General features: G+C 48.9%; 16 protein-coding genes. 10 read left to right on the top strand and 6 right to left on the bottom strand.

Annotation, left to right across the window (positions count from 1 at the left end; genetic code table 11):
* Positions 1–63 precede the first annotated feature (63 nt).
* On the bottom strand, positions 64–1,416 hold the full coding sequence (locus tag ACOMHB_RS02420) for an 8-oxoguanine deaminase (RefSeq protein ID WP_448218593.1): 1,353 nt from the start codon (positions 1,414–1,416) through the stop codon (positions 64–66).
* Positions 1,417–1,566: 150 nt separating this feature from the next.
* On the bottom strand, positions 1,567–2,205 hold the full coding sequence (locus ACOMHB_RS02425) for a TetR/AcrR family transcriptional regulator (protein WP_422136395.1): 639 nt from the start codon (positions 2,203–2,205) through the stop codon (positions 1,567–1,569).
* A 731-nt stretch (positions 2,206–2,936) separates the two neighbouring features.
* On the opposite strand from ACOMHB_RS02425, the gene ACOMHB_RS02430 reads away from it, so the two are divergent.
* The 4 genes from ACOMHB_RS02430 to phoR all read left to right on the top strand — a co-directional run bounded on the left by ACOMHB_RS02430 (position 2,937) and on the right by phoR (position 7,072).
* Positions 2,937–3,587, top strand: a complete 651-nt coding sequence (locus ACOMHB_RS02430; protein WP_422136396.1) for a chorismate--pyruvate lyase family protein — start codon at positions 2,937–2,939, stop codon at positions 3,585–3,587.
* A gap of 214 nt (positions 3,588–3,801) precedes the next feature.
* Positions 3,802–4,689 carry a 4-hydroxybenzoate octaprenyltransferase gene (gene ubiA, locus ACOMHB_RS02435; RefSeq protein ID WP_422140064.1) on the top strand — a complete coding sequence of 296 codons (888 nt, stop codon included), beginning with the start codon at positions 3,802–3,804 and terminating at the stop codon, positions 4,687–4,689.
* 329 nt (positions 4,690–5,018) lie between these two features.
* A complete protein-coding gene (gene phoB, locus ACOMHB_RS02440; protein WP_422136397.1) occupies positions 5,019–5,708 on the top strand; it encodes a phosphate regulon transcriptional regulator PhoB in 690 nt (229 codons plus the stop codon).
* A 44-nt stretch (positions 5,709–5,752) separates the two neighbouring features.
* A complete protein-coding gene (phoR, locus tag ACOMHB_RS02445) occupies positions 5,753–7,072 on the top strand; it encodes a phosphate regulon sensor histidine kinase PhoR (RefSeq protein ID WP_448215352.1) in 1,320 nt (439 codons plus the stop codon).
* A gap of 437 nt (positions 7,073–7,509) precedes the next feature.
* Here phoR and ACOMHB_RS02450 read toward each other — a convergent pair whose 3' ends face one another.
* The 4 genes from ACOMHB_RS02450 to ACOMHB_RS02465 all read right to left on the bottom strand — a co-directional run bounded on the left by ACOMHB_RS02450 (position 7,510) and on the right by ACOMHB_RS02465 (position 13,662).
* Positions 7,510–7,932, bottom strand: coding sequence for an H-NS family histone-like protein (locus ACOMHB_RS02450; RefSeq protein WP_422136399.1), 423 nt, complete (start codon positions 7,930–7,932; stop codon positions 7,510–7,512).
* Between the two features lie 602 nt (positions 7,933–8,534).
* A complete protein-coding gene (locus ACOMHB_RS02455; RefSeq protein WP_448215353.1) occupies positions 8,535–10,070 on the bottom strand; it encodes a SpoVR family protein in 1,536 nt (511 codons plus the stop codon).
* Positions 10,071–10,084: 14 nt separating this feature from the next.
* A complete protein-coding gene (locus ACOMHB_RS02460) occupies positions 10,085–11,362 on the bottom strand; it encodes a YeaH/YhbH family protein (RefSeq protein ID WP_448215354.1) in 1,278 nt (425 codons plus the stop codon).
* A gap of 377 nt (positions 11,363–11,739) precedes the next feature.
* Entirely contained in the window at positions 11,740–13,662 is a 1,923-nt protein-coding gene (locus ACOMHB_RS02465; RefSeq protein ID WP_422136402.1) for a PrkA family serine protein kinase, read from the bottom strand.
* A 579-nt stretch (positions 13,663–14,241) separates the two neighbouring features.
* On the opposite strand from ACOMHB_RS02465, the gene ACOMHB_RS02470 reads away from it, so the two are divergent.
* From ACOMHB_RS02470 to ACOMHB_RS02495, 6 genes are all read left to right on the top strand, one after another.
* A complete protein-coding gene (locus tag ACOMHB_RS02470) occupies positions 14,242–15,474 on the top strand; it encodes a hypothetical protein (RefSeq protein ID WP_448215355.1) in 1,233 nt (410 codons plus the stop codon).
* A 202-nt stretch (positions 15,475–15,676) separates the two neighbouring features.
* Positions 15,677–16,954, top strand: coding sequence for a hypothetical protein (locus tag ACOMHB_RS02475; RefSeq protein WP_448215356.1), 1,278 nt, complete (start codon positions 15,677–15,679; stop codon positions 16,952–16,954).
* Between the two features lie 189 nt (positions 16,955–17,143).
* On the top strand, positions 17,144–18,571 hold the full coding sequence (locus ACOMHB_RS02480; RefSeq protein ID WP_448215357.1) for a hypothetical protein: 1,428 nt from the start codon (positions 17,144–17,146) through the stop codon (positions 18,569–18,571).
* A gap of 202 nt (positions 18,572–18,773) precedes the next feature.
* Positions 18,774–20,039, top strand: a complete 1,266-nt coding sequence (locus ACOMHB_RS02485; protein WP_448215358.1) for a hypothetical protein — start codon at positions 18,774–18,776, stop codon at positions 20,037–20,039.
* A 201-nt stretch (positions 20,040–20,240) separates the two neighbouring features.
* Positions 20,241–21,410, top strand: coding sequence for a hypothetical protein (locus ACOMHB_RS02490; protein ID WP_448215359.1), 1,170 nt, complete (start codon positions 20,241–20,243; stop codon positions 21,408–21,410).
* 197 nt (positions 21,411–21,607) lie between these two features.
* The gene (locus tag ACOMHB_RS02495) at positions 21,608–23,017 is read left to right on the top strand and encodes a hypothetical protein (protein WP_448215360.1); all 1,410 of its coding nucleotides are present in this window, start codon (positions 21,608–21,610) and stop codon (positions 23,015–23,017) included.
* Positions 23,018–23,141: the final 124 nt, after the last annotated feature.

The following is a 23,141-nucleotide window of genomic DNA, read 5'->3' on the forward strand; positions in this document are numbered from 1 at the left end:
CCTACAACTCGTTCCCCGTCATAAATCTCTGGAGCATAGGAACCAGAGATTTACGACGGCCTCTCAAGACACCAGCTTTCTGGCAGAAAGCTGGTGTGCAGCCATGATGGCCTCTTGATCAAGATGAAGTAGTGTTTCATCTTTAATCAGCCACTTTCCTGCACACATAACGGCAGCTGCTTTATGGCCTCCACAAAGAACCAGTGCTGCCAGTGGGTCATGGCTGCCACTGAAACGCAACTCATCCAGGCTGAAAAGAGCAAGGTCGGCTTGCTTTCCTTCTGCCAGTTCTCCAATATCGCCCCTGCCAAGCACTTTGGCTGAGCCTTTTGTTGCCCAGTACAGAGCATCGAGATGAGTGACTTCATCTGCGGCGTAACGCAGACGATTGATCAGCAAAGCCTGACGGACTTCCTGCATCATATTGGAGCCGTCGTTTGAAGCGGAGCCATCCACACCCAGTCCGACGTGCACGCCTGCAGACGCCAGTTCTTTGGTGCGGCAGATGCCCGATGCCAGCAGCATATTCGAGGTAGGGCAGTGACAGACGCCCATGCCCGCCTGTCCCATTCTTTTGATTTCATCGTCATTGAAATGAATACCATGGGCCAGCCAGACATCGTCAGCCAGCCAATCCACAGATTCCAGGTAATCCAGTGGCCGTAAACCGAACCGCTCGATGCAGAAGTTGTCTTCATCATCGGTTTCAGCCAGATGGGTATGTAATCGAACATTGTGTTTACGGGCCAGCCCAGCGGTCTCTTTCATCAACATTGTGCTGACTGAAAAAGGTGAGCAAGGTGCCAGGGCAATCTGAACCTTTGCCCCCTCGTCTGACTCATGATAACGATGAATCAGACGTTCGGAGTCGTCGAGTATCTCAGCTTCTGTTTGCACGGTAGACTGGGGAGGAAGGCCTCCATCCTTCTCTCCAAGGCTCATGGAACCCCGAGTCAGTATAACCCTGCTGCCAATACTGTCAGCGGCTTTCACCTGAATATCAATGGCTTCTGTGAGTGCTTCCGGGAATAGGTAGTGATGATCTGCCACTGTTGTACAACCGGACTGCTGCAGTTCTGTCAGTCCCAGCTGAGTGGCGTTAAACAGCATCTCTGGCTTCAGTCTGGCCCAGACAGGATAAAGCGTTTGCAGCCAGGGAAAGAGTTTTTTATTCAGTGCCGGAGGGAAGGCGCGGGTCAGGGTCTGATAAAGATGGTGATGAGTATTGATCAGACCGGGAAGGAGAACCTGTCCGGAAGCGTCATAGCTTTGATCACAGGAGACTTTCGGAGACTGTCCCGAGGGAACCAGCTCTGTGATCTTGCCGGAGCTTTCATCAATCACCACGCCGTTACCGGCGTCCTGACTGTTTGCGGTGAAAATAGCCAGGGGATGTTTTATCCAGACTCTCATCATCTGCCTCTTGTTATGAGCAGGACGGTCTGGATAGTGCAACAAGCTGCCGTATACCATAGACCGCCAATACAGCAGTTTATGGCAGTGACTTGCGTGTTAATCTGCCCGGTTCATTTTTACCTTGTGACTCTACAAGATTTTTATCGTTACTCAAACCTTCAGACCGCAACCACGAAGAACAATGTCGCAGATAGTGTCAGCGGCTTGATCGTAGGTTGAGGCAGGCAGTTTCTTTTTGTTCATGATAAGGCAGATCTGTTTTTCATAATCAGCGTAATGCTGAGTCGATCCCCAGATCATAAAAATCAGGTGCATGGGCTCTACCCGGGCCATTTTACCCTCATCCATCCAGTGCTGAAAAATCTCTGTTTTGTTTTTAAACCACTGCTGGGTAGAGTCCTTCATGGACGGAGACAGCTGCTGGCAGCCATGAATGATTTCACTGGCAAAAATTCGGCTGGCTGTGGGGTATCTTCTGGAGACTTCTATTTTTGAGCGGATATACCGTTCAAGTGACTCTGCAGGGTCATCTTTCGGATGAAAGCTGTTCAGTTTGTCATTCCAGAGATACAAAATATTGTTAAGAACTTCGTCATAAATTTCCTGCTTGTTACTGAAGTAATACAAGACAGTCGGTTTTGGTAAATCGGCCAGGTCAGCTATACGCTGGATTGTGGCTCCCCCGAATCCATGCCGGGCAAACTCCTGTTCGGCAGCTTTCAAAATCAGCCGAACCCTCTCGGTTCTTATACGACCGGTCTTTTGGGGCGTACGTTTTACGACAGCCATGCGCGGATCCTGATTTATAGTTTTCGATCATCCCTTGGGGATGATTTATACCATTGGCAGGAAGCATAGAAAAGAATTCGGTCGTGTCCATTAAAGTCAGGCAGAAAGAAATTGAGGAAACCGTGACACTCCCCGCCTTGGAGGGTGTCGCAAAAACTCTGGTTGCCATGCTTTTAGGCCCTGTGGGTCCCAGCGTGGGAACGAGTTGTTGGAGTTTTGCGACACCCTCAATCGGGCGGAGGGAGATATAAGTCGGGAAGGTCGGGCCGCGTAGGTCGGGCCGCGTAGGTCGGGCCGCGTAGGTCGGGCCGCGTAGGTCGGGCCGCGTAGGTCGGGCCGCGCAGGTGAAGAGCCTTATGCTTGCGTGTTTGTGCATAGTTGGCTAAATTCACTGTCGGTCTGTCTCTATGCAGAAACTCACGATGATGAAAACCAAGCACTGTTAACAAAAAATTAAGGCAGAGCCAACTGCCCAACCGCCCTTGAAGAACCAGATGAACCCATACCTGAGTGACCCGTTAAGGCAGCGGCAAATCAAACAAAAGACCAATAAATAACCGAGGGGCACCCGGTTGCTGCTGATGGAGGCTTCTGCGTAAGTCCGGTCGTTATAGGCTGGCTGTAGCTTATGAAGTCAGAAGCCTCGCCTGACAAGGCGGGGAGTGTCAAGGTGAGCTGCCTTGTTTCCTCCCGGGGCAGTTCTGGAAAATTGGATTTGTGCAGCAGGAGTGATGGTGCCTTTTATTGATTTTTCAGGCTTATCCTGGAAGCCGAGACATTATTTGAAACAGCAGATTCCAGAGCCCTGGAGAGACTGGCTGCTGGACAGAGGTTCCCTGACTCAGCGTTTGAAACATGAGTTTGACGGCGACTTCAGGGTTCAGGTTATTCGTCACGGGACCTTTATGCCGACCTGTTCGGAGCTAAAGTTTCTCAATAACTATGAACAGTCAAAGGCTACGTCCACGTCTGGTGAGTTGGCAGGATCATTCGAAAACAGACATTGCAGCAAAATGGCTTCTATCAGGGAGGTTCTGCTGATCTGTGGTGGCCGACCCAGAGTGTTTGCACGAAGTGTATTGCCTCACAGCAGTCTTATTGGCACGAACAGAGAGCTGCTGCAACTGGGCACTAAGCCCCTGGGGGAGTTTTTATTTAATCATCCCGGTATGCGTCGGGGACCATTTGAGGTAGCGGAACTGCCGGCTCGTCAGTTTAATCCTCATCTGGTTGAAAAATACTCTGATGAAACAGCCTGGGGAAGGCGGTCGTTATTTTATTTGCACGAAAAGTCTATATCTGTTTGTGAAATCTTTTTGCCGGACCTGTCTGAACAGACAGAGAAGCACTCCAGAGTCATGTCGAAGCATCCTGAACCCTGAAGCTCTACAAGAATGATTGTTTGTCGAAGCACTTACCTCGTGAAATATAGAGATTTCCGCAGTCGGTCTGGTCATGGCCTGATTGAGAACCTGGCCTGACCTGATAAACTGGCGATGCGGGTCATGATTCAGGGCGATGAGCAATAAGAATCTCAGCGATGATAATAAAGATGCAGATAAGCAGCTAAATATTATGATGCAATTCAGAAAACCAATGGCGGTATTGGCAGGCACTGAAGTAGTTCTGCAACGATTTCCCCGTTTAAAAGATTTCTTACGGCTGGCCCGGCTGGACCGGCCTATTGGTATTTATCTGTTGTTCTGGCCTACTATGTGGGCACTCTGGGTGGCGGCAGAAGGTGTACCGAGTCTGAAGAATCTGGTGATTTTTTCGGTCGGCGTGGTTTTGATGCGCAGTGCAGGCTGCGTTATTAATGACTTTGCTGACAGGAAAGTGGACGGCCATGTTAAGAGAACACAGCATCGACCGCTGGTAACGGGTAAAATTCAGGAAAAAGAAGCGCTGATCTATTTCTCCGGTATGGTGCTTTTGTCTTTCATTCTTGTACTCTTTACCAATACTCTTACCGTCCAGCTCTCTTTTGCCGGATTATTGCTGGCCTCGGCTTACCCTTTTGCCAAAAGACACACTCATCTGCCTCAGGTGGTTTTGGGGGCTGCTTTTGGCTGGTCGATACCCATGGCTTTTGCGGCTCAGAGTGGCTCGTTGGGAAACATCGTCTGGCTGATGTTTCTGGCCAATCTCTTCTGGACAGTAGCTTACGATACTCAATACGCCATGGTGGATCGTGACGATGATCTGAAAGTAGGTATCAAGTCCACAGCCATTCTATTTGGCGAGATGGATAACCTGATTGTTGGTTGCCTGCAGGTACTTACCCTGATGACACTGGCCATGGCAGGCCATCAACTGGAGTTAGGTGCTCTCTATTATCTCTCATTGTTGGCTGTCGCAGCCCTTTTCGTTTACCAGCAATGGTTAACCCGTCGTCGTGAGCGTGAAGCCTGCTTCAAGGCGTTTCTCAGTAACCACTGGGCCGGAGCCATTGTATTTGCAGGTTTCGTGTTGAGTTATCTTTGATCTTCAATCCGGCTTAGAGCCTGGTAAGTATTGCTACTTATGGTGGCTGTAGGGATAAATGGCGAAAAGCCTTACCCTGTAAACCCTGAGGGATCTTTTTATTTTTAAGCTGCAATATCAGCCTTTAGTGTGTCATCTGCCTGTAACATTTCAAAGGTGTAATGTCCGGTGTATAGTGCGGTTGATCAAAGTAGTGAGAAACAGCCTGAGCGATAGGAAAGGTGCTGTCCTGAGACACTACCATCCTGGTATAGCCCCAATGAGCTTCAGCTGATAGATGCCAGAACGTCACCGCCGAAATCGAATCGACAGATAACAGGTAGAGATTAATGCCAGGAAAGACCATTCTGATCGTAGATGACGAAGCACCGATTCGCGAAATGGTGACCGTTGCTCTGGAAATGGCAGGGTATGACTGTCTTGAGGCAGCAGATGCCAGAGAAGCGCACTCTCTGATTGTGGATAACAAACCCGATCTGATCTTGTTGGACTGGATGTTACCAGATGTCTCTGGAATTGAACTGGCCCGTCGTCTGAAGCGCAATGAGCTGACCTCTGAAATACCCATTGTTATGTTGACGGCCAAAGGTGAAGAAGACCACAAAATCCAGGGACTTGAAACCGGTGCCGATGACTACATCACCAAGCCTTTTTCTCCCCGCGAGCTGGCTGCTCGTTTAAAAGCGGTTCTCCGTCGTACAGGCGGATTTGATAACCAGTCTCCCATTGTCATCAAGGGATTGGAGCTGGACCCTGTCAGCCACAGAGTCTCTATTGATGGCTCACCTGCTGAAATAGGACCTACCGAGTACCGTTTGCTGCAGTTTTTCCTGACGCACCAGGAGCGTGCCTATACCCGTGGGCAGTTACTGGATCAGGTCTGGGGTGGCAACGTTTATGTGGAAGAGCGAACCGTTGATGTACACATTCGACGCTTGCGTAAGGCCTTAGGTGATAACTACGAAGCCTTTGTGCAAACGGTTCGTGGTACTGGATATCGTTTCTCAACGAGGGTGTAAACCTTTTATGCTCAGTGCTCAGCAGTTATCTGGCCGGGAGTAATATGACAACAATTTCAAAAACCCATTTGCTGAGCCGCATGATCGCCTACGTGATTGTCGGGTTTTCCCTGGGCTGGTTGTTTGGAGAGCCTTTTTTAGGACTCTGTGTGGTCATGGGAGGTTATTTTGTCTGGAGCTTCCGTCAGCTTTTCAAGCTGCTGGACTGGCTGAATGACCCCAAGGCCAGGAGCAAAGAGCCTCCTGAGAGTAAAGGGTTCTGGGGGCAAATTTTTGATGGTATCTATCGATTGCAAAAACAGCACAGTCGTTCCCGGCAAAAGCTGGCCGGAGTGATTGAACGTGTTCAGGAATCAACTGCTGCGCTGAACGACGGTGTTGTAATGATAGATAATCAGAGCAACCTGGAATGGTGGAATCCCGCCGCTGGAACTTTGATAGGGCTTAAGACGCCTGACGATCAGGGGCAGTTGATTACCAATCTGCTACGTGATCCAAGGTTTGCCGACTACTTTGAGCAGGGTGGTTATCAAAAAGCTCTTGAGATCCCCTCGCCAATCAACCCGGATCATCAACTGCAATTTAATATAACGGTTTATGGCAAAGGCAATCGTCTCATGACCGTTAGAGATGTCACGCGCTTGAATCAGCTGGAAGTCATGAGAAAAGACTTTGTTGCCAATGTCTCCCATGAACTGAGAACACCACTGACGGTTGTGTCTGGATACATCGAAACCATGCTGGACAGTCTGGGCCCGGATTCAGGTCTGCCCCCTGTTTGGGAAAAAGCTCTGAACAGGATGCAGGAGCAGTCGCTGAGAATGCAGAATCTGGTGGCAGACCTGCTGTTGCTGTCCAAACTGGAGTCGGCTGAAGCTCAGGCAGACGAGAATGGGGTTCATGTTAAAACCCTGCTCAGCAGTATCGTTGAAGACGGATGTGCACTCAGTGGTGAAAGCCAGCATCAGATTTCTCTGGATTGTCCTGAAGATGTCTTTTTGGCAGGCAGCAGTAATGAGTTGCGCAGTGCCTTCTCGAATCTGGTCTTTAATGCCGTGCGCTATACACCCGAGGGTGGGAAAATACTTGTGCGCTGGTGGCAGGACGGGGAAGGCGGACATATGATGGTAGAAGACAATGGTGTCGGTATTGATCCAATGCATATTCCGAGGTTGACTGAGCGCTTTTACCGGATTGATAAAAGTCGTAGCCAGAATACCGGGGGAACGGGGCTTGGCCTGGCTATCGTCAAGCACGTCATGCTGAGACACGGAGGCAAACTCACGATCAGCAGTCACCCTGGAAAAGGCAGCCGCTTTATTTGCTACTTTCCGGAAAAATGCCTTGAGTTGGAACACTCATGAAAGCAGAAAAGGGCCGGTGGCACCTTTTCTGCTTTTAGGACTACCATCAAAAAATGAATAATCTTTTCATGGTTTCATCATTCGCGAACAGTCTGTTGTACAGACTGATCCTGACTATCTTTACTCTGAAACGCTAATCCCCGGGAGTTGGCAGGGTGGTGGATTTTAACCATCCTGCAAAGACCGGGCTTGCGTATTTGTATTTTCTTTACTAGTTTGTATCTGTCTCTTGAACACCTGCTGTGGGGTGCACTGCGGGCTGTTGGTCAGAGTGTTGATGAGAGTGGTCCCACCTGAGCACTCTGTAATGGGATCCCCAACTGATTACTTCGAGTCAGAGGGGGAGGTTTTTCAAAGAATGATACTTTGATCCATTGGTGTCTTTATTCAAGAAGTTGCAGACCGGGCATGAACCCGAAATACTGACGAAGGTAGACTTACTCTTCGCCAACGACGCATTCCAGACGTTTTTTGCCGGTGCGGTCCAGGTAGCTTTGGAAGTCACGCGGCAAGCGCCCTGTGGTAGAACCATCCCATTGGACAGTGTCGCCGGCTTCTGTCTGGTACTCAAAAGTAAACCTTTGGACATTACGACGACGTTTTTGAGTCGCTATTTCCAGATGGTCCAAGTCTTCCATTGAAATGCCGCGTTCGGCCATGATCTGCTTAACGGCTTCAATGTTTTCGAGTTTGGCTTGACGCTCTTCGTCAATCTTATTGCGGGCTTCAACTTTCTCCTGCATTACGTCCTGCATTCTGGAGATGATACGCTCAAGATCTTCGACATGAACATCTTTAAACAAAGAGCGGATACGAGTTTTACTGCTCAGGCGGTGATGAATTTCTTCAAAAACGTTCATTCAGGAACTCCCAATTCAGACTAATTCGACCGGGTATTAATGGTTATCAATGACGGAGGTAACTATTTATACAGGAAGCTTTAAATTGATGGAAGCATTTAATGTGCTTTTATGGACTATTTAAATAGATTTAATAACGCTTTATGTGATGGTAGGAATAATTTTGTGCAATACATAAACGGTTATGAGTCATCAAGACATGCATATGAATTGAATTGCTTTGAGTGGGTATTGCTTGTTTTTAAAAAAACAGCCATTCAGCCGTGCATCTGACTCTTTGAAAATATCGTTAATAGGCATCAAGCTTCTGGTTATCACCGTAGTCAGTATTTTTTGCATTGAACGAAAGGGCTGGTTCTTTCTGTCGTGGCAGCGGGGATTCGGTTTTAAGTGGATAGGATATGTGGGGCCAGAAGCCTGCCGGACTTAAGGCCGTCCCAAGCAGCTACTGCTCCTGCATCCATGCAGTCGTGAGGTTGCAATAGCAACCCTTGCTGCGGGGTGACCCGGACGGAGGCTTAAGTCCGGGAGATTCTCGGATGGCTTTTTAATTCTTATTAGTTTTCAATATAAAAAGACCCTCGTCTTTCAATCAGATCTTTTTAGTGAGACTTCCCGGAATCTTTTTTATCCGGGCACTGATAGCTTTTGCTTACCTTGTTATCAATGGTCACCGACTCCAGTTTGACATCAAATTGCCAGAGCCGGTGTACGTGCCTGAGTAATTCCTCTGTACTTTTATCCAGTGGACGTCCCTGGTGCTGGTAATGTCTGAGAGTCAGGGTTCGATCGCCACGCACATCCACATCAAAGACCTGGATATTGGGCTCCCGGTTGCCAAGATTGTATTGAGCAGCCAGCGACTCCCTTACTTCTTTGTATCCGGTGCTGTTATGAATCGCATCGACTTCCAGGTAGGACTTGCTTTCGTCATCCAGAACCGAGAAGAGTCTGAGTTCTCTCATCACCTTGGGAGACAGGAATTGCAGAATAAAGCTTTCATCCTTGAAGTTTTTCATCGCAAAATGCACGGTTTCCAGCCAGTCACTGTCGGCAATGTCCGGGAACCAGTGTCTGTCTTCATCGGTAGGATTTTCACAGATTCTGCGAATATCCTGAAACATGCTGAAGCCCAGTGTGTAGGGGTTGATGCCGCTGTAGTGCGGGCTGTCAAAGGGAGGCTGGTATACGACACTTGAGTGAGAGTGCAGAAATTCCAGCATAAAGCCATCGGTGACTTTTCCTTCATCATAAAGCTCATGGAGAAGATGGTAGTGCCAGAAGCAGGCCCAGCCTTCGTTCATCACCTGGGTTTGACGTTGAGGGTAATAGTATTGGGATACTTTCCTGACTATTCGCAGCAGTTCACGCTGCCAGGTTTCCAGCAGTGGCGCATTCTTTTCCAGAAAGTAGAGAATATTCTCTTCCGGGTCTTTAGGAAAGCGTTCAACTTTTTTCTCTTCTTTGTCTTCCGTCTTTGGAATAGTGCTCCAGATGTCGTTCAGGGTTCTCTGAATATACTCTGCTCTTTCCTGCTGGCGCTCTTTTTCCTGTTCTGCTGAAAGTGGTCTCGGGCGCTTGTAACGATTAACACCCTGGTTCATCAGGGCATGGGCAGCGTCCAGAACCTCTTCAACCGCTTCAACGCCATATTTTTCTTCGCACTCAGCAACATAACGCTTGGCAAACATCAGGTAGTCAATAATGGATTCGGCATCTGTCCAGGTCTGGAACAGATAGTTACCTTTAAAGAATGAGTTATGACCATAACTGGCATGGGCCAGTACCAGAGCCTGCATGGTCATGGTGTTTTCTTCCATGAGATAAGCAATGCAGGGGTTGGAGTTGATCACAATTTCATAAGCCAGCCCCATGCGGCCGCGCTGATAATTCTGTTGGGTATGGAGAAACTGTTTGCCAAAGCTCCAGTGACTGTACATTAATGGCATGCCTGTAGAAGAGTAGGCATCCATCATCTGTTCGGCACTGATGACCTCAATCTGGTTCGGGTAAGTGTCGAGCCGGAACTTGTCTGCCAGCCGCGCCAACTCACGGTCGTATTCCTGAATGAGATCAAAGGTCCATTCTGAACCCGTGGAGATGGGTTCTCTCTCTTTAATATCTGTAACCTCACTCATGGCGGATGCCTCACTTATACGGTTTCTTTTTTCTCAAACAGACGACGGAACACCGGATAAATGTCATTCGGTGTTTTGATCTGTTGCATGGCAAACTGATCGGCGAACTGTTCAGCTATGTTTTCGTATTCACGCCACAGGTTCTGGTGAGCCCGGTCGGTGATTTCAACGTAGGAAAAGTATTGAACCTTAGACATGATCTGCTCGGTCAGAATTTTGGAACAGACGCTGGAATCTCCTTCCCAGTTATCACCATCGGAAGCCTGGGCGACGTAAATGTTCCAGTCCACCGGGCTGTAGCGTTTGTTGATGATGTCACTGGTCATTTCCAGAGCACTGGAGACAATGGTTCCGCCGGTTTCTCTGGAATAAAAGAAATCATCCTCATCAACTTCTTTTGCGGCAGTGTGGTGCCGAATGAAGACCACTTCGATCTGTTTGTAATTACGTTGCAGGAACAAATAAAGCAGGATGAAAAAGCGCTTGGCCATGTCTTTGATTTCCTGTGTCATGGAACCGGAGACATCCATGACACAAAACATTACGGCCTTGTTACTGGGGCTGGGAACTTTAATCAGGTTGTTGTACTTGAGATCAAAGTCATCAATAAAGGGCAGCTTTTTCAACTTGCCATTGAGCTCTTTAATCTTCTCGCGAAGTTCTTCTACAAGTTGAGAATCGGTTTCCTCCGGACTGACTTCCAGCTCACGAAGCTGCCGTCTTAATGCCCTTACTTCCTTTCGGGCACCGCCACCGAGGGCAATTCTTCGAGCGTGGGCTGATCTCAGGGAGCGAACAATGTTCAATCGATCAGGAGAGCCTTCGCTGGTGTAACCGGCGTGCTTCATTTTGAATTCAGTGGCATCCTGAAGCTGCTTTCGAACCAGGTTTGGCAGCTCAAGGTCATCAAACATGTGATTCAGAAATTCTTCATGGTTGATCTGGAAGCTGAACTCGTCCATGCCTTCGCCGGAGTTACCGGCTTTGCCCCGGCCTGAACCCTGCCCGGAACCACCGGATGGTCGTTTAATTCTGTCGCCGGAAACAAACTCTTTATTACCAGGATGAACCTGTTTGTAGCGGCCACCCTGACCATGCTGAAAGTGGGGTTCAGAGAGATCTTTAGTGGGAATGGTAACCTGACTGCCAGATTCCACATCCGTAATGGAGCGTTTGTTAACCGCTTCAGAAACCGCTTTTTTAATGTGCTTTCGGTATCTGTCCAGAAAACGCTGCCGATTGACAGTACTCTTGTTTTTCCCGTTCAGACGTCGATCAATAATAATGCTCATCAGCACGCTCCCTGTCTGTTATGACACAGAACATTTCATGATTTCCATGTCGCCAGTTTTGAACTGCCTGTTCAAAACCTTGTTATTCCAATCCCTGCTTGCCATGATTTTTTTCGCTTACCGCTTTTTTTGCTCATGGTTTTAGTAGTTATCGGAATAGGGTGACATCTTTCCACCGTTTTTGTGTATTTTGGCTCCGAAAGCTATTTTCTGACGTTCGTCAGTCACTTTCGAAGCGGTCTCGAAATTATTTTTTGATCACTTTTTCACCTGCCCATGGTCGTTGGTCGGACCTGTAAATGATCAAAGAATAATTCCATTAAGTACCTGGTTAGGTACTTAAAAAGGGCCTGCGACGCTGTCGCAGGCCTCAGCTCTTACTGTGACTTTCTGACCCTGATGTACCATTCAGCCAGCAGTCTCACCTGTTTCTCGGTATAGCCTCTCTCGACCATGCGCTTCACAAACTCGTTGTGTTTGCGCTGGTCTTCATTGCTGCTTTTGGCATTGAATGAAATGACCGGCAGAAGGTCTTCAGTATTGGAGAACATTTTCTTCTCAATCACGGTGCGCATTTTCTCGTAGCTGGACCAGCTTGGGTTTTTACCCTGATTGTTGGCCCTGGCTCTGAGTACAAAGTTCACCACTTCATTACGGAAGTCTTTCGGATTGGCGATACTGGCGGCCTTCTCAATCTTCTCCAGCTCTTCATTGATTGAAGCCCGGTCGAGTATGTCTCCGGTTTCCGGATCACGGTATTCCTGATCCTGAATCCAGAAGTCAGCGTAGGTGATGTAACGGTCGAAGATATTCTGTCCGTACTCAGAGTATGATTCGAGGTAAGCAGTCTGGATTTCCTTGCCCAGAAACTCAATGTACTTCGGCGCCAGAAATTCCTTCACATAACGCAGGTAGCGTTCATGGATTTCTTTCGGGAATTGCTGCTGTTCTATTTGCTGCTCCAATACGTACAGCATATGAACCGGGTTTGCCGCCACTTCGGTGGGATCGAAGTTGAAGACCTTGGAAAGAATCTTGAAAGCAAAACGGGTTGAAAGCCCTTCCATACCTTCATCCACTCCTGCAGCATCTTTGTACTCCTGCAGCGGCTTGGCATTAGGGTCGGTGTCTTTCAGGTTTTCACCGTCGTAGACTCGCATCTTCGAGTAAACGTTGGAGTTTTCAGGTTCTTTAACTCGAGACAGAACCGAGAACTGGGCCAGCATCTTCAGGGTATCGGGTGCGCAGGGCGCTTCTCTCAGAGAGCTGCTGGAGAGCAGTTTCTCATAAATCAGAATCTCTTCTTTCACCCTTGTGCAGTAGGGCACTTTGACAATATTAACCCGGTCAATAAAGGCTTCGTTGGTTTTATTGTTCTTGAAGGTTTGCCATTCTGATTCGTTGGAGTGAGCCAGGATCACACCATTGAAAGGAATCGCGCCCATCCCTTCGGTACTGTTGTAATTACCCTCTTGAGTGGCAGTCAACAATGGGTGGAGAACTTTGATAGGAGCCTTGAACATCTCCACAAATTCCATCAGACCCTGGTTGGCGCGGCAGAGTGCTCCGGAGAAGCTGTAAGCATCCGGATCATCCTGAGAGTATTCTTCCAGCTGACGGATATCCACTTTACCCACCAGACTGGAAATGTCCTGGTTGTTTTCATCACCGGGTTCGGTCTTGGCGATGGCCACCTGGTTAAGAATGCTGGGGCAGAGTTTTACAATCTTGAACTTGGTGATGTCACCACCAAACTCGTTAAGACGCTTCACTGCCCAGGGTGACATGATGCCGCCCAGATAACGTCTGGGAATGCCGTATTCCTGAGTCAGAATGTCACCATCTTCATCGGCATTGAACAGATTCAGTGGTGATTCAAAAACCGGCGACCCCTTAATGGCGTAGAAAGGTTGCTTTTGCATCAGGGCTTTCAGTTTTTCCGCCAGAGAAGATTTACCGCCACCCACCGGACCCAGCAAATAAAGGATCTGTTTCTTTTCTTCCAGTCCCTGGGCAGCGTGCTTGAAGTAAGAAACAATCTGTTCAATGGCTTCTTCCATACCATAGAACTCTTCAAAGGCGGGGTAACGTTTGATCAGTTTGTTGGAAAAAATACGACTCAGGCGAGAATCCCGGGAGGTGTCTGTCATCTCCGGTTCGCCAATGGCCATCAGCATTCTTTCTGCTGCATTGGCATAGACCCCGGGATCATCTTTACAGAGGTCGAGATATTCCTGAATGGTAAGCTCTTCCTGCTGCGTGGACTGGAATCGCTCCTGGTAGTGGTTAAATATATCCATATTGTGCCCTGCCCTGTCTGATGTTCGGATTCGACAGCCGTATCGGGGGGGCGCCCCCTTTATTCACGACTATCTCAAGATCAGTACATTGGCCACTCTTATGATTGAAGAGAGTCAGTATAGAAAGTGGCCCGGGCTGGCAGCCGTCCATTGGCTGACATCATGGAAAGCTCAACTAAAACCTGGAAGCCTGATCAAGAATTTTTTTATTCCCGGTCAGTCTCCTGTTCGTTGACTCAAACACAATGGCAGGAAAAGTCCAACCCATTAGATTTTATAATGTGGAGTTTTTAATCAATCTGCAATAGCTGTCGTCGGGTTTAGTGCAGAAAATAGCGATTTTTTTTCTGCACTCAAAAAAAATGCACTGAGCTTTTGGGGTTTGTGACAGTTTTGCCATCTTTGCATAAATTAAGATTATACGACTAAGTTAATGTAAAAGATTTGCAGCCAAATACTTCTGAATCAGGGGCTGATAGCTGCCTTATTTGCACCGCACTCTGTAGCTAAGGAAATTTCATTCATAGCTTCGCCGAGGGGCTATATTTCCTGTTCAGTCAGTTTTTCCGGGAAATTATCATGAAAAAGTTATTCAACCCTTTTCCGTTACTTTTGTGTTTGTTTTATTCGGCGGCACAGGCCAGCCTCCCCTCAAAAAATGATTTTGATTTTCTTGAGCCTTTTAATGACAACGCACTGGTTGCAAACGGGCTTGAGTTAACGAAAAGCATTGCCGGGCTCTCTGTGTCTACCCTGCTGAACCTGGGTATCTGGTGGGGTGTCTGTAAAACAGCGGGAATGGTCACAGGGCTTTCAAGCACACATAATCTGACTGAAACGGATACAAAGGAGCTGGAGAATTCGCAAACGGATTTCTGTCTGCAGCTGGCGTCCGTGATGACTTCTGCCGAAGTGGCGCTGGCCGGGCATGTGTCTCCCTGGCCCATGGAGTGCCGGTGGAAACCTCTATATTATGCCGGTGCAGGAATGGCAGCTTATGCCGCTATTGCTCAAACAAGGAAGTTCGTGCCTGCCGCAGTCTTGACCTACCTTGCGTCTGAAGCGGTATCAAGAACTATAGCCAGCACTATGGCGGTGTTAATTCTAAGAAAAATGAGCATGAGGGATATTACAACTGAATGGTATGTGGCTAGGAAATACGTATTATCTGCGCTTAGTATGGTTATTGCAGGCAGTGTCGCCTACGAAGCTAAGGTCCATAAAGGCTTCAATCCAACAAAAGGGATTCTTGCTACTGCTGTCAGCGTAGCGATTTTAGGTACTCTCTCGAGAATTATTTCAGGGGCAATAATTGATGTAGACGGACAGACAAATACCAGAGCCCTGGCCCGAGTCGCAGTCGAAACCATATATTTAGCCGCAGTCACAGCCGTGGTCTCAGCCGGAGCCACAGCCGTAAACATAATTGAAGATGAAACCGGAGCTCCATCTCTATCCGGATCCGCAGCTTTAGTCGGAGCTTTAGTCGGATCCTTAGCCGGAGTCGGAGTCGGAGTCGGAGCCGAAGTCAAAGCCGAATCCCAACCCGGAATGGAAGTCGGAGTTGTAGCCACAGCCCTGGGTGAAGTCGGAACCTTGCTTACGTTGGGACGCTCGCAGATAATCTCAAACAACCCGGTTATCCAGGCCGGTGTCACTTTGGCGCCTGCGTTGGCTTTCGCTGTTATCAACAGTCTTTCAAACTACGCCGTTTATGGCTATCCACTGGAACAAGGCATTTCAGAGACCAGCTGGACTCAGTGGAAAAAGTTCTATGCGCCCCTGGATTATTTCTCGACTCTGTTTAAATGACAGACCTGACTGTCAGCCACTGAATCGGCGGTGAACTCTGGCAGCTAACGGCTGTTTAAGTCGCTGTACCCAAGACACTGCCTATTGGCAGCATTTAATAGCTGCCTTATTTGTACCGCTGCTTGTCGTTAAGGGAATTGTCATCCATAGCTCCGTTCAGGGTCTATATTTCCCGTTCAGTCAATGTATCTGGGAAATCACCATGAAAAAGTTATTCAACCTGTTTCCGTTACTTTTGTGTTTGTTTTGTTCGACGACAGAGGCCAGGCCCCCTTCACAAAATGATTTTGATTTTATTAAGCCTCTAAATGACACCACACTGGTGGCAAACGGGTTTGAGTTAAGAGAAAGCATTGCCGGACTGTCTTTGTCTACCCTGCTCAACATGGGTATATGGTGGGGCGTCTGTAAAACAGCGGGAATAGTCTCCGGGCTTTCAAGCACACATAATCTGGCTGAAACGAATACAAAGGAGCGGGAGAAATTGCAAACGGATTTCTGTCTGCAACTGGCTCCTGCGATAACTATCACCGAAGTGGCGCTGGCCGGGCATGTGTCTCCCTGGCCCCTGGAGCAGCGCTGGTGGAGACCCCTGTATTTTTCCGGTGCAGGAATGACAGCATACACCGCCAATACGAAAACAAGGGAGCTTATACCTGTCGCAGTCTTGACCTACCTGGCGTCCGAGGCGGTATCAAGAACTGGAGCCAGTGCTATGTCGGCGTTAATTCTTAGAAAAATGAACGTAAGGGATATAGAAACTGAATCGTATGCGGCTGGGGAATACACAATATTGTCTATGGTTAACGGGATTATGTCAGGGGCTGTCGTCTATGAATCCATGATTCATAAAGGCTTGAATCCAGCAAAAGCGACTCTTGCTTCTGTTGTCTGCGCAGCGATTGTGGGTACCCTTTCGGGAATTATTTCAGTGCTAACAATTGATTTGGATGGAGAGACACAAGCTGAAGCTGGAGCCGCAGCCGCAGCCGGAGCCGGAGCCGGAGCCGTAGCCGGAGCCGGAGCCGGATTCATTGTCTCAGGCTTGGCCTCGGTCGCAACGGAAGCAGCAGCCGTGACCCTCGGAGTCGGAGACGGAGTCATAGCCGGAGCCGCAGTCGGAGTTATAGCCGGAGCCTTGGCTGGAGCCTTGGCTGGAGTCGGAGTCGGAGTCGGAGTCGGAGCCAACATCGGAGTCGGAGCGAGCATCGGAGCCGGAGCCGGAGTCGAAGTTGCAGGCGCAGCCCTGGGCGGAGTCGTAGTCTTGCTTGTTTTGGGCAGTTCGAAGATAACCTCAAACAGCCCGTTTATCAAAGCCGGTGTCACTCTGGTGCCTGCGCTGGCTTTCGCTGTTATCAATAGTCTTTCAAACTACGCTATTTATGGCTATCCGCTGGAACAAAGCCTTTCAGAGACTGGCTGGACTCAGTGGAAAAAGTTCTATGCGCCCCCGGATTATCTCTCGACTCTGTTTAACTGACAGCCACTGAATCAGCGGTGAACTCTGGCAGCTAACGGCTTTTTCAGTCGCTGTGCCCAAGGCACTGCCTATTGGCAGCATTTAATAGCTGCCTTATTTGTACCGCTGCTTGTCGTTAAGGGAATTGTCATCCATAGCTCCGTTCAGGGTCTATATTTCCCGTTCAGTCAATGTATCTGGGAAATCACCATGAAAAAGTTATTCAACCTGTTTCCGTTACTTTTGTGTTTGTTTTATTCGACGACAGAGGCCAGTCCCCCTTCACAAAATGATTTTGATTTTATTAAGCCTCTAAATGACACCACACTGGTGGCAAACGGGCTTGAGTTAGCGGGAAGCATTGCCGGGCTCTCTTTGTCTACCCTGCTCAACCTGGGTATATGGTGGGGTGTCTGTGAAACAGCGGGAATAGTCACCGGGCTTTCAGACACCTATAATCTGGCTGCATCGGATACAAAGGAGCTGGAAGAGTTGAAAACGGATTTCTGTTTGCAACTGGCTCCTGTGATAACTACCGCCGAAGTGGCGCTGGCCGGGCATGTGTCTTCCTGGCCCCTGGAACAGCATTGGTGGAAACTCCTTTATTTTGCCGGTGCAGGAATGAACATTTATGCCTCTATGACGAAAACGAGGCGGCATATACCTGTCAGAGTCTTGACTTACCTTGCTTCAGAAGCGTTATCAAGAACCATAGTCAGCGCTATTTCGGTGCAAATTCTAAGACACATGAGGTTCGTAAGAGATATTACAACTAAAAGGTATGTGGCTGGGGAATACGCGATATTGTCTTCAATTAATGGGGTAATGGTTGGTGCTGTCACTTATGAAGCCCTGATCCATAAAGGCTTCAGGCCAGCAAGAGCAAGTCTTGCTGCTGTTGTCAGCGCAGCGATTGTGGGAGTCCTCTCGGGAATTGGTTCAGAGTTAATAGCGGATGTGGAAGAACAGACAAAGGCCGGAGTCGGAGCTGGAGTTGGAATCGGGGTCGTAGCCGGAGCCCTGGCTGGAAGCCTGGCAGGAGCCACAGCCGGATCTGTATCTGGAGCCGGATTCGGAACCGGAATCGGAGCCGGAGCCGGACCCGGAGTTCTGTCTGGAATCTTAGCCGGAGTTGTATCCGGATCCGTAGTTGGAGCCGGAGTTGTAGCCGCAGTCGGAGTCGGGCTTGGAGGCGTAACCGGAGCCCTGACCGTAGCAGAAATCGGACCAAGAGTCGGATCAGGAGTCGGATCAGAAGCAGGATTTGGAGCAGGATTTGGAGCTTTTGTCGTAGCCCTGTCCGGAGCCTTAGCCGGAGCTGGAATCGGAATCGGAAATGGAATCGGAAATGGAATCGTAGACGGATTCGGAATCACATTGGGAGTAGGATCCACAGCCGCAGCCCTGTTCGGAGTCGGAACCTTGCTTATGTTGGTCAGTTCGAAGGCAACCTCAGACAACGTGTGTATCATGAACGGTATCACTTTGGTACCTGTGTTGACTTTCGCTGTTATCAATAGTCTTTCAAACTACGCTGTTTATGGCCATCCTCTGGAACAAAGCCTTTCAGAGACCGTCTGGACTCAGTGGAAAAAGTTCAATGCGCCCCTGGATTATCTCTCGACTCTGTTTAACTGACAGACCCAACTGTCAGCCACTGAATCAGCGGTGAACTCTGGCAGCTATCGGCTGTTTCAGTGGCTGTGCCGAAGGCGCAGCTTATTGGAAGCATTTGATAGCTCCCTTATTTGCACCGCACCTTGTAGTTAAGGATATTGTCATTCATAGCTCCGTTTAGAATCTATATTTCCAGTTCAGTCACTGTATCTGGAAAATTATCGTGAAAAAGTCATTCAACCTGTTTCCGTTACTTTTGTGTTTGCTTTATTCGATGGCAAAAGCCAGCCCCCCCTCAAAAAATGATTTTGATTTTCTTGAGCCTTTTAATGACACCGCACTGGTGGCAAACGGGTTTGAGTTAAGAGAAAGCATTGCTGGACTGTCTTTGTCTACCCTGCTCAACATGGGTATCTGGTGGGGTGTCTGTAAAACAGTGGGAAGAGTCTCCGGGCTTTCAAGAACATATGATCTGGCTGAAACGGATACAAAGGAGCTGGAGGAGTTGAAAACAGATTTCTGTTTGCAACTGGCTCCCGTGATAACTACCGCCGAAGTCGCGCTGGCCGGGCATGTGTCTCCCTGGCCCCTGGAACAGCGCTGGTGGAAACCCCTGTATTTTGCCGGTGCAGTAATGGCAGCTTATGCCGCCAATAAGAAAACGAGGGAGCTCATACCTGTCGCAGTTTTGACCTACCTGGCGTCCGAAGCGGTATCAAGAACTGGAGCCAGTGCTATTTCGGCGTTAATTCTAAGAAAAATGAGCGTAAGGGATATTGCAGCTGAACGGTATGCGGCTGGGGAGTACGCAATGTTGTCTTTGATTAACGGGATTATTGTAGGGGCTGTCGTCTATGAATCGATGATTCATAAAGGCTTGAGTCCAGCAAAAGCGACTTTTGCTTCTGTTGTCAGCGCAGCGATTGCGGGTACCCTCTCGGGAATTATTTCAATGCTAACAATTGATTTGGGTGAACAGACACAGGCTGGAGTCGTAGCCAAAGTCATAATGGGAGTCGTAATGGGAGTCGTAGTCGGAGCCGGAGCCGGAGTCGTAGAATTAGGCTTAGCCTCAGTTGGAGCGGAAGCCGGAGCCGTAGCCTTAGTCGGAAACGCCGGAACCATTGTCGGAGTAATAGCTGGAGCCTTAGTTGGAACCGGGGCCGGAGCCGGAGCCTTAGTTGGGGCCGGAGCCGGACCCAGAATCAAAGTGGGAGCCGGAGTCGGAGCCGGAGCCACAACTGGAGCCTCAGCCCTGAGCGGAGCGGTAGCCTTGCTTATGTTGTGCAGTTCAAAGATAACCTCAAACAACCCCTTTATCAAAGCCAGTGTCACTTTGGCGCCTGCGCTGGCCTTCGCTGTTGTCAATAGTCTTTCAAACTACGCTATTTATGGCTATCCACTGGAACAAGGCCTTTCAGAGACCAGCTGGACTCAGTGGAAAAAGTTCTATGCGCCCCTGGATTATCTCTCGACTCTGTTTAACTGACAGACCCAACTGTCAGCCACTGAATCAGCGGTGAACTCTGGCAGCTATCGGCTGCATCAGTCGCTGTGCCGAAAGCGCAGCCTATTGGAAGTATTTGATAGCTGCCTTATAGGCACTGCACCTTGTAGCTAAGGATATTGTCATTCATAGCTCCGTTTAGAATCTATATTTCCAGTTCAGTCACTGTATTTGGAAATCATCATGAAAAAGTCATTCAACCTGTTTCCGTTACTTTTGTGTTTGCTTTATTCGATGGCAAAGGCCAGCCCCCCCTCAAAAAATGATTTTGATTTTCTTCAGCCTTTTAATGACTCCGCACTGGTGGCAAACGGGCTTGAGTTAACAGAAAGCATTGCCGGGCTCTCTTTGTCTACCTTGCTCAACCTGGGTATTTGGTGGGGGGTATGTAAAATAGCCGGAACAGTTTCCGGACTTTCAAAAACATATGATCTGGCTGCATCGGATACAAAGGAGCTGGAAGAGTTGAAAACGGGTTTCTGTTTGCAACTGGCTCCTGTGATAACTACCGCCGAAGTGGTGCTGGCCGGGCATGTGTCTTCCTGGCCCCTGGAGCAGCGCTGGTGGAAACCCCTGTATTTTGCCGGTGCAGGAATGGCAGCTTATACCGCCAATAAGAAAACGAGGCAGCGCATACCTGCCGGAGTCTTGTATTACCTTGCTTCAGAAGCGCTATTTAGAACCGGAGCCAGTGCTATTTCGGTGTCAATGCTGAGAAAAACGAGGTTCGTAAGAGAGATTACAACTAAAAGGTATGTGACTGCTGAATACGCAATATTGTCTGCGATTAATGGGGTTATGGTTGGTACTGTTACTTATGAAGCCTTGATCCATAAAGGCATCAGGCCAGCAAAAGCGAATCTTGCTGCTGTTGTCAGCGCAGCGATTGTGGGAGCCCTCTCGGGAATTAGTTCAGGGTTAACAGCGGATGTGGACGAACCGATAAAGACCGGATTTATAGCCGGAGTCAAAGCCGCAGTCATAGTCCGATTAGGAGTCGGATCAGCCCAATCAGGAGCAGGATTGGGAGTTCTTGTCGGATTATCCGGAGCCTTGGCCGGAGCCTCAGCCGGACTCGGAGACGTAGTCGGAATCTTCAAAGTGGTAGTCGGATCCACAGCCGCATTCATCGGAGCAGGAACCTTGGTTTCGTTGGCCAGTTTGAAGACAGACAACTTGTGTATCAAAGCCGGTGTCACTTTGGTACCTGCGTTGACTTTCGCTGTTATCAATAGCCTTTCAAACTACGCTGTTTATGGCTATCCTCTGGAACAAAGCCTTTCAGAGACCGCCTGGACTCAGTGGAAAAAGTTCTATGCGCCCCTGGATTATCTCTCGACTCTGTTTAAATGAAGACCCAACTGTCAGCCACTGAATCAGCAGTGAACTCTGGCAGCCAGCTGTTTCAGTGGCTTTGCCGAAGGCGCAGCTTATTGGAAGCATTTGATAGCTGCCTTATTTGCACCGCGCCTTGTAGTTAAGGATTTTTTCATTCATAGCTCCGTTTAGAATCTATATTTCCAGTTCAGTCACTGTATCTGGAAATCATCATGAAAAAGTCATTCAACCTGTTTCCGTTACTTTTGTGTTTGTTTTGTTCGACGCCACAGGCCAGCCCTCCTTCACAAAATGATTTTGATTTTCTTAAGCCTTTTAATGACACCGCACTGGTGGCAAACGGGCTTGAGTTAACGGGAAGTATTGCCGGAGTCTCTGTGTCTACCCTGCTCAACCTGGGCATATGGTGGGCTGTCTGTGAAACAGCGGGAATAGTCACCGGTCTTTCAGACACCTATGATCTGGCGGCATCGGATACAAAGGAGCTGGAAGAGTTGAAAACGGATTTCTGTTGGCAACTGGCTCCCATGATAACGACCGCCGAAGTGGCGCTGGCTGGGCATGTGTCTTCCTGGCCCCTGGAACAGCACTGGTGGAAACTCCTTTATTTGGCCGGTGCAGGAATGGACATTTATGCCTCTATGACGGAAACGAGGCAGCGCATACCTGCCGGAGTCATGTATTACCTTGCTTCAGAAGCGCTATTTAGAACCGGAGCCAGTGCTATTTCGGTGTCAATGCTGAGAAAAACGAGGTTCGTAAGAGAGATTACAACTAAAAGGTATGTGACTGCTGAATACGCAATATTGTCTGCGATTAATGGGGTTATGGTTGGTGCTGTCACTTATGAAGCCTTGATCCATAAAGGCATCAGGCCAACAAAAGCGAATCTTGCTGCTGTTGTCAGCGCAGCGATTGTGGGAGCCCTCTCGGGAATTAGTTCAGAGTTAATAGCGGATGTGGACGAACAGACAAAGGCCGGAGTTAGAGCCGGAATCGCAATCGGAGGCGGAGCCGGAATCATGGCTGGAGCACTGACTGGAGCCGTAGCCGGATCTGCATCTGGAGCCCTGACTGGAGCCGCAGCCGGAACTCTGGCTGGAATCTTAGCCGGAGTTGTATCCGGATCCGTAGTTGGAGCCGGAGTCGTAGCCGCAGTCGGATTTGGACTTGGAGGCGTAACCGGAGCCCTGGTCGGAGCAGAAATCGGATCAGGAGTCGGATCAGGAGTCGGATCAGGAGTCGGATCAGGAGCAGGATTAGGATCTTTTGTCGGAATCCATTCCGGAGCCTTGGCAGGAGCTGGAGCCGGAATCGGAGCCGGACTCGGAGACGGAGTCGAAAATGGAATCGCAATCACACTGGGAGTCGGATCTACAGCCGTAGCCCTGATCGGAGTAGGAACCTTGCTTATGTTGGCCAGTTCGAAGACAACCTCAGACAATCTGTGTATCAAAGCCGGTGCCACTTTGGCGCCTGCGCTGGCTTTCGCTGTTATCAATAGCCTTTCAAACTACGCTGTATATGGCTATCCACTGGAACAAAGCCTTTCAGAGACCGCCTGGACTCAGTGGAAAAAGTTCTATGCGCCTCTGGATTATCTCTCGACTCTGTTTAAATGAAGACCCAACTGTCAGCCACTGAATCAGCGGTGAACTCTGGCAGCCAGGTTTCAGTGACTGTGCCGAAGGAAGGCGCAGCTTATTGGAAGCATTTGATAGCTGCTTTATTTGCTCCGCTCCTTGT

The sequence above is a fragment of the Endozoicomonas sp. 2B-B genome (genome assembly GCF_053470045.1).